Below are 12,156 nucleotides of genomic sequence, written 5' to 3' on the forward strand. Positions count from 1 at the left end.
GGCGGGGCTGGAGGCGCTGTTGTCCGGCGGCTCGTGGCAGTCCAGGCCGCAGCCGTGGCCCAGCCGGTGGGTGAAGCAGGGGCCGTAGCCCGCGTCCTCAATCACCTTCCGGGCGGCCCGGTCGATGTCCCTCATGGGGACGCCGGGGCGGATCATGGCCTCCGCCGCCAGGTTGGCGGCCTTGACAGTCTCATAGACCCTCCGGCCCTCGTCGCTGACCGAGCGGAAGAACACGGTGCGGGTCATGTCGCACCAGTAGCGGCGGATGGGGATGAAGATGTCCAGCACCACGCTGTCCCCATCTTTGAGCACCGTGTCGTTGGGCCCGTGGTGGGGGTCGGCGCCGTTGGGGCCGAAGCACACCAGCTGCCCCTCGCTGGAGCGGTCGGCGCCGTGCTGCCGGTAGAGGCTCTCCACATAGGCGGCCAGCTCGCTCTCCACCGCGCCCTCTTTCACGGCGGCGATGACCTGCTCCACCACCTGGTCGTTGATCCGGGAGGCGTGGCGCATGGCGGCGATCTCGTCGGCGTCCTTGTACTTCCGGGCGTCGTCCACCGGGGCGGAGCCCAGCACCGGCGCCACGTCGGGGCGGGCGTTCAGAAGGGCGATGAGGAACTTGCTGGGCCAGGCCTTGTCCACCCCCAGCCTGCCGGGGCGGAGGGCGGCGGCCAGGGCCGCCGTGGGCTCGTCGCTGTCCTGGTGGAGCACCAGCTCCAGCCCCGCCTGGGGCTCCAGGGCGAAGAGGGTGTTGGCAAAGAGGGTGCAGGTGCCGTCGGCGCGGAGGTACAGGGCCAGCATCCGCTCCATGGGCTCCACCCAGTAGCCCGTCAGGTAGTACACCGACGCGGTGGAGGTGACCACGATCTGTTCCAGCCCGTCCCGCTCCATGTTGCGGAGCACCCGGGCCAATCTCTGCTGATTCATGGGATATGTCCTTTCTGTTTCTGAATTCTGTCCCTATTATAATACACCCGCCGCGGAAAGCAAGCGGGGAATTGGCAGCGGGTCGGTGGAAAAAGCCCGCCGGCCGTGGTACAATGGACCGGCAGGCAACAGCGGAGCGAGGTGGTCTTGGTGAAGCGCTGCATTGCCTCTGCCGGTATCGTCCCCTAAAAAATCATGTGCCGCCGCTTGGGGCGGCAGAGACAGGAGGCATTCCTATGACGATACCAGAGAGAAGCATCTATCCCCGTTCCGGGGACAAGGAGACCGTCTATCTGCGAGACGTGGTGACAGACCCGGGCATCTCCGTGGGCGAGTATACGATTTACAACGATTTTGTCCGTGATCCCCGGGAATTTCAGCACAACAACGTGCTCTATCACTACCCCGTCAACCGCGACCGCCTGACCATCGGAAAGTTCTGCTCCATCGCCTGCGGCGCGAAGTTCCTGTTCAACAGCGCCAACCACACCCTCTCCTCCCTGTCCACCTACCCCTTCCCGATCTTCTTTGAGGAGTGGGGGCTGGACGTGGCAGACATCACCTCGGCGTGGGACAACAGGGGGGACATCACGGTGGGAAACGATGTGTGGATCGGCTATGAGGCGGTGATCCTGGCCGGCGTCACCATCGGCGACGGGGCCGTGGTGGCCGCCCGGGCGGTGGTGACCCGGGATGTGCCGCCCTACACCATCGTGGGCGGCGTTCCGGCCCGGCCCATCCGCAGACGCTTTGGGAAGGAGACCATCTCCAGGCTGCTGGCCCTCCGGTGGTGGGACTGGCCGCCGGAGCGCATCGCGCGGAATCTGGCGGCGATCCAGTCGGGAGAGCTGGAGCTGCTGGACTGAGCCCCGCGGAGAACTGCCTACCAGGAGTAAAACAGCGCCCGCCCACGGCCAAAGCCGTGGGCGGGCGTTTTGTCTTATACGCGGTAGCGTTTCTGCTTGATGTAGGAGCAGTGGAGGAGGGCGTGGGCCTTGTGGCCACCGGGCTCGCCCAGGAAGTCGGCGTAGACCTTCTGCACCACGGGGTTCTCGTGGCTGCGGCGGTAGGTCATGCCCTCGTCCTGCCTGTACAGGGCGGCGGCACGGAGGGACTTGATGTCGGTGAAGTTGCGCACGTTGGCGTGCTGGATGGGCTGGCCGCCGCCGTTGATGCAGCCGCCGGGGCAGGCCATGAACTCCACGAAGTCGTACTGGAGGGAGCCGTCCCGCAGGCCGTCCAGCACCAGCTTCACGTTGTGCAGGCCGGAGGCCACGCACACCTTGACGGTCTTGCCGGGCAGGTCGTAACTGGCCTCCTTGACCCCCTGCATGCCGCGAACCTCGTGGTACTCCAGGGGGGCCATGCCCTGGCCGGTGACCTGCTCCACCACGGTGCGCAGGGCCGCCTCCATGACGCCGCCGGAGGCGCCGAAGATGGTGGCCGCGCCGGTGGAGATGCCCAGCATCTCGTCAAATTCCCCGTCGGGCAGGGCCTCGAAGAGCAGGCCGGCCTGGGTGATCATGCGGCCCAGCTCCCGGGTGGTGAGGGACACGTCCACCGGCATGCAGCCGTTGGGCAGCCGCTGCTCCTCCCGGCGCACCTCGTACTTCTTGGCGGTGCAGGGCATGACGGACACCACCACGATGTCGTGGGGGTCGATGCCCATCTGCTCGGCGTAGTAGGTCTTGACCAGAGAGCCGAACATCTGCTGGGGGGACTTGCAGGAGGAGATGTTCTGGATCATGTCGGGGGCGTGCTGCTCCAGGTAGCGCACCCAGCCGGGGGAGCAGGAGGTGATCAGGGGCAGGGTGCCGCCGCCGTTCAGGCGGCTGAGGAACTCGGTACCCTCCTCCATGATGGTGAAGTCGGCGGCGGTGTCCACGTCGAACACCTTGTCAAAGCCCAGCCGGCGCAGGGCGGTGACCATCCTGCCCTCCACATTGGTGCCGATGGGCATGCCGAAGCACTCACCCAGGGTGACCCGGATGGAGGGGGCGGGGCCCACCACCACGTGCTTGGCGGGGTCGGCCAGGGCGGCCAGCACCCGGCCGGTGTCGTCCTTCTCGCTGAGGGCGCCGGTGGGGCAGGCCACGATGCACTGGCCGCAGGAGACGCAGTCCACCTCCGCCAGATCCCGGTCGAAGGCGCAGCCGATGTGGGTATTGAAGCCCCGGTCGTTGGGGCCGATGACCCCCACCTCCTGGGTCTTGCGGCACACGGCGGTGCAGCGGCGGCAGAGGACGCACTTGGAGTTGTCCCGCACCAGATGGGGAGCGGAGTCCTCAATCTGGGGGGGCAGGTTGTCGTTGGCGTAGCGCACCGCGTCGATGCCCAGCTCGCCGGCCAGCTGGAGCAGCTCACAGTGGGCGCTGCGGGAGCAGGTCAGGCAGTCCATCCGGTGGTTGGATAGGATGAGCTCCAGGGTAAGCTGCCGGGACTTGCGCACCCGGGGGGTGTTGGTGTACACCTCCATGCCCTCGCTGACCGGGTAGACGCAGGAGGCCACCAGGCTCTTGGCCCCCTTTACCTCCACCACGCAGATGCGGCAGGCGCCGATCTCGTTGATGTCCTTGAGAAAGCACAGCGACGGGATGTTGAAGCCCGCGGAGCGGGCCGCCTCCAGCACCGTGGTTCCGGCGGGAACGGTGACGGGGATGTCGTTGATGCGCAGAGATACCATGTTCTGATCCATTGTCCGTTCCCTCCCTTACTGCTTGTAGATGGCGTCAAAGCGGCAGTGATCCATGCAGGCACCGCACTTGATGCACTTGGACTGGTTGATGATGTGGGGGGCGCGCACCGCGCCGGAGATGGCGCCGGTGGGGCAGCCCTGGGCGCAGCGGGTGCAGCCCTTGCACTTGGCGGGATCCACGATGTACTGGATGAGGGCCTTGCACACCCCGGCAGGGCAGCGCTTCTCGTACACGTGGGCCTCGAACTCCTCCCGGAAGTGGTGCAGGGTGGAGAGCACCGGGTTGGGGGCGGTCTGGCCCAGGCCGCACAGGGCGGACTGCTTGATGTGCTCGCACAGCTCCTCAATGGTGTCCAGATCCTCCGGCTCGCCGTTGCCCTCGGTGATCTTGGTCAGCAGATCCAGCAGGCGCTTGGTGCCGATGCGGCAGGGGGAGCACTTGCCGCAGGACTCGTCCACGATGAACTCCAAGTAGAACTTGGCGATGTCCACCATGCAGTTGTCCTCGTCCATGACGATCAGGCCGCCGGAGCCCATCATGGAGCCGATGGCGGACAGGGACTCGTAGTCGATGGGGGTGTCGATGAGGGAGGCGGGGATGCAGCCGCCGGAGGGGCCGCCGGTCTGGGCGGCCTTGAACTTCTTGCCGCCGGGGACGCCGCCGCCGATGTCCTCCACCACCGTGCGCAGGGTGGTGCCCATGGGAACCTCCACCAGGCCGGTGTTGGTGATCTTGCCGCCCAGGGCGAAGACCTTGGTGCCCTTGCTCTTCTCGGTGCCGATGGCGGCATACGCCTCGGGGCCGTGGTTGAAGATCCAGGTGATGTTGGCGTAGGTCTCCACGTTGTTGAGGAGGGTGGGCCGGTCAAACAGGCCCTTCACCGCCGGGAAGGGGGGCCGGGTCTTGGGCTCGCCCCGGTGGCCCTCGATGGAGCGCATGAGGGCGGTCTCCTCGCCGCAGACGAAGGCACCGGCACCCAGGCGCAGCTCCAGATCGAAGTCAAAGCCGGACTCGAAGATGTTCTTCCCCAGCAGGCCGTACTCCTTGGCCTGCTGGATGGCGGTCTCCAGCCGCTTCACGGCGATGGGGTACTCGGCCCGGACGTAGATGTAGCCCTGGTGGGCCCCCACCGCATAGCCCGCGATGGTCATGGCCTCCAGCACGGAGAAGGGGTCGCCCTCCAGCACGGAGCGGTCCATGAAGGCGCCGGGGTCGCCCTCGTCGGCGTTGCAGCAGACGTATTTCACCCCGTCGGGGCTCACCGCGTCGGCGGTGAACTGCCACTTCTTGCCGGTGGGGAAGCCGGCGCCGCCCCGGCCCCGCAGGCCGGAGGCCAATACCGTGTCGATCACCTGCTGGGGCGGGATCTGCTCGGTGAGGATCTTGCCCAGGGCCTCGTAGCCGTCCACGGCGATGTACTCGTCGATGCTCTCCGGATCGATGACGCCGCAGTTGCGCAGGGCGATGCGGTACTGGTGCTTGTAGAACTGGGTGTCCGTCAGGGAGGTGGCCGGGCCGCCCTCCACGCTCTCGTTCTTGTTGAGCAGCCGCTTGACAATGCGGCCCTTGACGATGTGCTCGGAGACAATCTCCTCCACATCGTCCACCGTCACGTGGGTATAGCAGGCCCCCTCCGGGTAGACGGTGACGATGGGGCCCAGGGCGCACAGGCCGAAGCACCCGGTGCGCACCACCTGGGCCTCCTTGTCCATGCCCTGGAGGGCCAGCTGCTTCTCAAACTCCGCGATGATCTTGGGGCTCTCCGAGGAGGAGCAGCCGGTGCCGGTGCACACCAGGATGTGGGAGCGAATCAAGCTCATGTCTCTGTCCCTCCCTTATTCCGCCGCGCCGATGGTGTATTCTTCCACCACCCGGCCGTTGACCAAATGCTCACTGACGATGGAGGCCACCTTGTCCGGGGTCATCTTCACGTAGGTGACCTTCTCCTGCCCGGGCACATACACCTCCACAATGGGCTCCAGCCGGCACACGCCGATGCAGCCCGTCTGGGACACGGTGACGTTGTTCAGCTGCCGCTTGGCAACCTCCTCCAGAAAGGCGTTGAGCACCGGCCGCGCCCCCGCGGCGATGCCGCAGGTGGCCATGCCCACCACCACGCGGATCCGGTCGTCCCCCGAATCCCGCAGATCAATCTGCCGGCGCATCTTGTCCCGGATGGCCTGCAGTTCCGCCAGACTTTTCATGCTTTCATCCCCTTATTCTTCTAACAGCGCTTCCTGTTCCTGTAAGTAGTCCCGTAGCCAGAGGACGACCTCCGGCTCGGCCAGGGAGACCTCCGGGCCCAGCACGGCCCGCAGCTCTCCGGTATCCAGGCGGGAGAGCCTGTCCCCCCGCCGGTGTGTGTAAGTCAGCTCCAGCTCCGGCGCACCCTGCACCAGCAGGGTGACCGTACCGGCCATGTCCCCCACCGGGGGACAGTCGATGTGGCCGGGGCAAAAGACCGCAGTGACGGTGGTGCCCACGCCCAGGGTGCTCTCAATGGACACGCGGCCGCCGGTCTGCTCCGCCGCCAGACGCAGCAGCGGGATGCCCAGGCCCATCTTGCGGGTGGTGCGGGTGGTGGTGAACGGGTCGCTCACCCGGGCGAGCAGCTCGGGGCTCATCCCCGTGCCGTCGTCCGCGATGGTGAGGGTGATGGCCTCCGGCCCCTCCTCCAGCGCGATGTCCAGGTGTCTGGCCCGGGCGGTGATGGAGTTCTGGGCGATGTCCAGAGCGTACAGGGCGATTTCCTTCAACGTAGATTCCCCCGTTTTTCAGGTGTACTCCATGTACCTCCGCGGTTTGGGGTTCCATAAAGAGCGGCGCGGCGGGATCTGCGGCCGCCATATATGGCGGCCCTACTCCCCTATGCGCCTACCCTCCGCGCTTCTCACTTATACATATCCAGAATGGGCCCCACCTGGTCGGGGGTGAGGCGGCCGTACACGTCGTTGTTGATCATCATGACCGGGGCCAGGCCGCAGGCGCCCACGCAGCGGCAGGAGTCCAGGGAAAACTTGCCGTCAGGGGTGATGGCGCCGGGGACGATGCCCAGCTTCTGCTCCACAGCGTTGAGGATGGAGGCCGCCCCCTTCACGTAGCAGGCGGTGCCCAGACAGACGGAGATCTGGTAACGCCCCTTGGGATTCATGGAGAACTGGGCGTAGAACGAGGCCACGCCGTACACCTCCGACAGGGGGATGTCCAGCCCCTCGGCCACCATGATCTGTACCTCCTCCGGCAGATAGCCGAAGATCTCCTGGGCGGCCTGGAGCACCGGCATGGTGGCCCCGGGCTGCCCCTTGTGCTCCGCGATCACCTGCCGCAGGCGCTCCTCCTGCTCCGGAGTGCCGCGGTAAGGGACGACGGTCTTGCAGTTTGGCATGGATGCGTCCTTCCTTTCTAAAACCAAATGGTTTAGTTTTGCTTTCTCCTATTATAGCCTTGAATTTTCATTTGTAAAGACTTTCCAGCGGAACAAAATGCAAACTATACAGTATAAAAATTAGTCTAACTAAATTCAATGGGTAGAAAAAAGCCGCTCCGAGGGGCGGAACAGGCGGATCGGAGCGGAAAAGATGCGAAGAAAAAGCGGTGATATTGTTAAAACTTTAACGATATAAATAAGTATACCAGATCTATCCTGCTTTGTAAAGGGAAAGTTTTGTCTGTGCACAAAGAGACGGCCGGGAACGGTCTGTGGACTGCGCAGGTTTCACAAAAAAGCCGCCCCTCCGTCCGGCGGAACGGAGGGGCGGCTTTCTCATCCGGCAGATGGGGGATGGGGCCCCCGCAGCCAGTCCAGCACGGCGCCGGGGGTGCGCTGGGGCAGCTCCATGGCGTGCTCCGCCTCCCACACCTGCTCCAGGTAGTGGGCGTCGGAGTTGGTGATCAGCCGCACCCCCGCCAGATCCGGCCGGGTGCGCAGCTCGGGCGGGCAGCGGCGGGACACCTCCGCCAGGGGAAAGCCCAGGGAGGGCTCCCACAGGCCCAGCACCCCCAACAGGGAGAAAGAGGGGCGGTCGATGTGGGCGGGGAAGGCTGTGCCGCCGCAGGAGGCGGCCAGGCCGGGCACCTCCGCCAGGGGGATGGAGGAGGCGCCGCCCAGAAACCGGGGCTCCTCCCCCAGTACCCCGTCCCCGTCGTCCATGTAGAGCTGGCGGCCGAAGATCTCCGGACGGTTGGCGATGGGGGGCAGGCGGCCGTAGACCAGACGGCCGAACTCCTCCGCCCGGCCGGGATCTGGGAAGAGGCAGATCACATGGATCTCCTCAGCCGTACACAGCTCCATCCCCGCCAGGGCCAGCAGTCCCCGCGCCTCCGCCGCCCGGCAGAAGGCGGCGCAGTTGCCGCAGGTGTTGTGGTCGGTGAGGGCCACAATGTCCAGCCCCGCCAGGGCGCACATGGCCGCCAGATCGGCGGGCGTCATATCCTCGCTGCCGCAGGGCGACAGACAGGAGTGGAGGTGGAGATCATAAAAAAACTTCATGCGGAACACCTTTCTGGGACTATGCTGCGGCATCGTGTCTGTCGCCCTTTCGCGCCGAACGGCGCGTCAAGCGTTTTCGCCGACAGCGAAAACCTTGCCGAAGGGGCAATTCACTTGCCCCGAGGAAGTGAAAGAACGGGGCCCCCGCCCGGCGGAGCCGGGTGGGGCGACAGACAGGAGTGAAGGTGAAGGTCATAGTAATATTTCATGCGGAACACCTTTCTGGGATTGGGCGGCGGAATTGGAAGGGGCTGCCCCTACGGGTTAAGCATTCCCGCCAGGCGGTGAGCGGCGGCAAAGGTGTCCAGCTCTGTGCCCAGCAGGTTGACCCCCTTCTCCGCCGCCCGGCGGAGCAGCTCCCCGTCGGGGGCCACCCCCTCAGTGAGCACCACGCAGGCCGCCTCCGCCATGAGGGCCACGGCGGCCACGTTCTGATTGGACATGATGGTCAGCCAGGCGCAGTCCCGCTCCGCCCGGCCCAGCACCCAACTGAGCAGATCGCCGGCGTAGCCGCTGGTGACGGGGCGGTCGGGGGTCTCCAGGTGGTAAACGGTCAGGGAGAGCGCGCCGGTCAGTTCCTGGACGGTCATGTTGGTTACCTCCTTGCAGATGGCGAAACGCCGCCGCGGCGCGGGGCGCATCACGGCGGCGTTGGCATGGCGGATTATTTGTCCGGCTCCTGCCGGCGGCGGAAGGGCGGGGGCAGGTAGTCGTCGGCCTCGGCCTTGCTGCCGGTCATGGAGCGCATCCGCTCCCGCACCTTGAAGATGCAGTCGTCCTCCGAGGCGCGGCCAAGCACCACATCCTCGGCAAAGGCCCGGCAGGAGGGCGCCCCGCAGGAGCCGCAGTGGAGGCCGGGTAGGTGTTCCTCCAGCTCCTGGATCTGGAGCAGCTTGCTGAAGGCCACCCCCCGATCCTGATCTAGCACAAAGGTGGGTAAGTACTGCAGCTCCTTATCCCGGCACACCACGCCCCGCTCCTCCTCCGGCAGGCGGAAGCGGTTGCGGGAGACGGGCAGGCCCTTCATCAGCCCCTTGAGCCGCAGCTTGGCGGCATAGGGGTTCTCCACATTGAAGCAGCCCCCCACGCACCCCTGGGTGCAGGCGGACAGCTCCAGAAAGTCGGCCTCCGGCAGGCGGCCGTCCTCAATGCCCTCCAGCATCTGGATCACGTTCTGGATGCCGTCCACCGAGGCGCAGCGCTCTCCCAGCCGGGCGGCGCTCTCACCGCCGCAGGTGGCCCAGCCGATGCCCATAATCCCCGCCTCGGACAGGGGGAGCACCTCCTCCAGCTCCTTCATGGGGGTCAGCAGGCGCAGGTAGATGTCCCGGATGGCGAAGGCACCGTCCAGCACGGGGTGCTCCAGCCCCTCCGGCGAGCGGGCGGCTGTTACCTTGGAGGAGCAGGGCACGATGGCAAACACGCCGATTTTCTCCGGCGGCAGGCCGGTCTCCTGCTCCGCCTCCCGCCGGGCCAGGATGGCGGCCAGCTCCATGGGCAGGACGGTGTTGGCCACGTGGCCGATGAGCTTGGGAAAGCGCATTCGGATGAGGCGCAGCACCGTGGGGCAGGAGGAGGAGATCTGGGGGGTGGCCTTGGAGACGCCGCTGGTGATGGTCTGCCGCTCGTAGTCGGAGATCAGCTCGGCGGCCTTGGCCACCTCATAGACCTTGTGGAAGCCGATTTTCAGCAGGGCGCTGAGCACGATGTCCACGCTGTCCAGGTGGTGGAACTGCCCGTACAGGGCGGGCTCCGGCAGGGCCACGCAGTACTGGTAGTTATTGAGAATATCCAGGCTGTCCCCCACGGATTTGATGGCCTTGTGGGGGCAGATGCGGATGCAGCTGCCGCAGTCGATGCAGCGGTCGGGCAGGATGGTGGCCCGCCGTCCCCGCACCCGGATGGCCTCGGTGGGGCAGCACTTGATGCAGGTGGTGCAGCCCCGGCAGCGCTTTACGTCCAGAACCACGGAATGTCTCATGGCCATGGAGCCCACTCACCTCACTTTGTCAGGCCCATGGTTCAGGCGATGTTGATCTTGACCGTGACGGTGGTGCCCTTGCCCACCTCAGTGTCGATGGTCATCTCATCGGAGTAGCGCTTCATGTTGGGCAGGCCCATGCCGGCGCCGAAGCCCAGCTCCCGCGCGGTCTGGCCGGCGGTGGAGAAGCCCTCCTGCATGGCCTGCTCCACGTCGGGAATGCCGGGGCCTGTGTCCTCCATGCGGATGACAATCTGGTCGGCATCCACCTCCACCTCGGCCTGTCCGCCGTCAGCGTGGATGACCATGTTGATCTCGCCCTCATACATGCAGATGGACGCGCGGCGGATCACATCCTGGGGCAGGCCCAGCTTTTTCAGGGTCAGCTTCATCTTGCTGGAGGCCTCGCCGGCTTCAATCAGATCGCCGCCCTCCACGGGATAAACCAGTCTAATTGTCTCCATCACAGTTCCCTCGCAATCCATTGGAATATAATAGTCCGCACGCCTCATACATGCGCTTGGGGCAGGTCATCACCACGATGTCCCGCTCCTCCGCCAGGGCCAGGATATCCGGGCCGGGCACCTTGCCGCGGACGAACACAATGCACTTCATCTCCACCATGTCGGCGGTGCGCACCACCTGGGGATTCACCAGGCCGGTGAGCAGCAGCGCCTGGTTTTTGACAAAGGCCAGGACATCGCTCATAAAGTCGCTGCCGCAGGCGGAAAAAACCTCACGATCCAGATGCTCCGCGCCGCACAGCACCTCGGCGTGCAGAATGGTCTTGATGTCGGAAAGCCTCATGGGCCCATCCTCCTCCCCGTTGGGAAAACTAAACTAAGGGTTCAGACGTATTGTACCACAAAACGCTGGGACTTGCAAAGGGGTTCGTTGAAATATTCACAAAGTTTTACCATTGAACGCGTCGGTTTTAGGCAATCCGCGCAGTTGACACCGGCCCGCCGGGCCGATATAATACTCTTTAACAGAGTAAAGAACTACTCCGTTGGAACAAATTCATAGATCGACAAGGAGGCCGTCTATCATGGGAAACGAGCGCGTGTACAACTTTTCCGCAGGCCCTTCCATGCTTCCGCTGGAGGTGCTGGAGCGGGCCGGTGCCGAGATCACCAACTACCAGGGTTCCGGTATGTCCGTCATGGAGATGAGCCACCGATCTAAGGTGTTCGTCAAGATCTTCGAGGACACCAAGGCCAAGCTGCGCAGGCTGATGAATGTGCCCGAGGAGTATGAGATCCTCTTCCTCCAGGGCGGCGCCTCCACCCAGTTCTCCATGGCGCCCCTGAACCTGATCGGCAAGACCGGCAAGGCCGACTACGCCGTCACCGGCAACTTCTCCAACATCGCCTATAAGGAGGCCCAGAAGTACGGCCAGATCAACCTGGCCGCCTCCTCCGCCGACAGGAACCACACCTATATTCCCGCCCAGGAGCAGCTGAAGCTGGATCCCGAGGCCAGCTACTTCTACTACTGCGCCAACAACACCATCTACGGCACCGAGTGGCCCTATGTCCCCGAGACGAACGGCGTGCCCATCGTGTGCGACATGTCCTCCGATATTCTCTCCCGCCCGGTGGACGTGAGCAAGTACGGCATCATCTTCGCCGGCGCCCAGAAGAACATGGCCCCCGCCGGCCTGACCGTGGTGATCATCAGGAAGGAGCTGGCCGGCCACGAGCTGCCCTACACCCCCCTGATGATGAACTACAAGACCATGATCGACAAGGATTCCATGTACAACACCCCGCCCTGCTGGTGCATCTACATGCTGGGCCTGGTGCTGGACTGGCTGGAGTCCAAGGGCGGCATCCCGGGCATGGAGGCCATCAAGCACGCCAAGGCCCAGATGCTCTACGACGTGATCGACAGCTCCCGGCTCTTCACCTGCGCCGTGGAGCCCGGCTCCCGCTCCGACATGAACGTGGTGTTCCGCACCGGGAACGACGAGCTGGACGCCAAGTTCGTCAAGGAGAGCGTGGAGGCCGGCTTCACCAACCTGAAGGGCCACCGCTCCGTGGGCGGCATGCGGGCGTCTATTTACA

General features: G+C 65.0%; 13 protein-coding genes. 2 read left to right on the top strand and 11 right to left on the bottom strand.

The window, feature by feature from the left end; genetic code table 11:
• Window positions 1-924, bottom strand: a 924-nt coding sequence (locus tag QZ378_RS09945; RefSeq protein WP_291258154.1) for a Xaa-Pro peptidase family protein, incomplete at its 3' end; no start/stop codon positions are given.
• Window positions 925-1,160: 236 nt separating this feature from the next.
• Between QZ378_RS09945 and QZ378_RS09950 the strand changes: the two genes are divergently transcribed.
• The gene (locus tag QZ378_RS09950) at window positions 1,161-1,790 is read left to right on the top strand and encodes a CatB-related O-acetyltransferase (protein ID WP_291258155.1); all 630 of its coding nucleotides are present in this window, start codon (window positions 1,161-1,163) and stop codon (window positions 1,788-1,790) included.
• Window positions 1,791-1,864: 74 nt separating this feature from the next.
• Here QZ378_RS09950 and QZ378_RS09955 read toward each other — a convergent pair whose 3' ends face one another.
• The 10 genes from QZ378_RS09955 to QZ378_RS10000 form a co-directional block, all read right to left on the bottom strand.
• Window positions 1,865-3,619: an NADH-dependent [FeFe] hydrogenase, group A6 gene (locus QZ378_RS09955; protein WP_291258156.1), complete on the bottom strand. Its 1,755-nt coding sequence runs from the start codon at window positions 3,617-3,619 to the stop codon at window positions 1,865-1,867.
• A gap of 15 nt (window positions 3,620-3,634) precedes the next feature.
• The gene (locus QZ378_RS09960) at window positions 3,635-5,440 is read right to left on the bottom strand and encodes an NADH-quinone oxidoreductase subunit NuoF (protein WP_291258157.1); all 1,806 of its coding nucleotides are present in this window, start codon (window positions 5,438-5,440) and stop codon (window positions 3,635-3,637) included.
• A 15-nt stretch (window positions 5,441-5,455) separates the two neighbouring features.
• Complete coding sequence (locus QZ378_RS09965) at window positions 5,456-5,824, bottom strand: (2Fe-2S) ferredoxin domain-containing protein (protein WP_087237770.1); 369 nt, start codon at window positions 5,822-5,824, stop codon at window positions 5,456-5,458.
• A 12-nt stretch (window positions 5,825-5,836) separates the two neighbouring features.
• Window positions 5,837-6,376 carry an ATP-binding protein gene (locus QZ378_RS09970; protein WP_191528305.1) on the bottom strand — a complete coding sequence of 180 codons (540 nt, stop codon included), beginning with the start codon at window positions 6,374-6,376 and terminating at the stop codon, window positions 5,837-5,839.
• A 134-nt stretch (window positions 6,377-6,510) separates the two neighbouring features.
• Window positions 6,511-7,005, bottom strand: a complete 495-nt coding sequence (gene nuoE, locus QZ378_RS09975) for an NADH-quinone oxidoreductase subunit NuoE (RefSeq protein ID WP_191528306.1) — start codon at window positions 7,003-7,005, stop codon at window positions 6,511-6,513.
• 378 nt (window positions 7,006-7,383) lie between these two features.
• Window positions 7,384-8,109, bottom strand: a complete 726-nt coding sequence (locus QZ378_RS09980) for a PHP domain-containing protein (RefSeq protein ID WP_291258158.1) — start codon at window positions 8,107-8,109, stop codon at window positions 7,384-7,386.
• 257 nt (window positions 8,110-8,366) lie between these two features.
• Complete coding sequence (locus QZ378_RS09985) at window positions 8,367-8,699, bottom strand: DRTGG domain-containing protein (protein WP_291258159.1); 333 nt, start codon at window positions 8,697-8,699, stop codon at window positions 8,367-8,369.
• A gap of 74 nt (window positions 8,700-8,773) precedes the next feature.
• The gene (locus tag QZ378_RS09990; protein ID WP_291258160.1) at window positions 8,774-10,096 is read right to left on the bottom strand and encodes a [Fe-Fe] hydrogenase large subunit C-terminal domain-containing protein; all 1,323 of its coding nucleotides are present in this window, start codon (window positions 10,094-10,096) and stop codon (window positions 8,774-8,776) included.
• A gap of 35 nt (window positions 10,097-10,131) precedes the next feature.
• Entirely contained in the window at window positions 10,132-10,554 is a 423-nt protein-coding gene (locus tag QZ378_RS09995) for an ATP-binding protein (RefSeq protein WP_087237757.1), read from the bottom strand.
• Window positions 10,541-10,897, bottom strand: a complete 357-nt coding sequence (locus QZ378_RS10000) for a DRTGG domain-containing protein (RefSeq protein WP_191379361.1) — start codon at window positions 10,895-10,897, stop codon at window positions 10,541-10,543. The genes QZ378_RS09995 and QZ378_RS10000 overlap by 14 nt, the downstream gene beginning before the upstream one ends.
• Window positions 10,898-11,138: 241 nt before the next feature.
• Between QZ378_RS10000 and serC the strand changes: the two genes are divergently transcribed.
• Window positions 11,139-12,156: 3-phosphoserine/phosphohydroxythreonine transaminase (gene serC / locus QZ378_RS10005; RefSeq protein WP_291258161.1), on the top strand; the 1,018-nt coding region annotated here is incomplete at its 3' end.

It is taken from the genome of Flavonifractor sp. (genome assembly GCF_019422385.1).
Taxonomy (GTDB): domain Bacteria; phylum Bacillota; class Clostridia; order Oscillospirales; family Oscillospiraceae; genus Flavonifractor; species Flavonifractor avistercoris.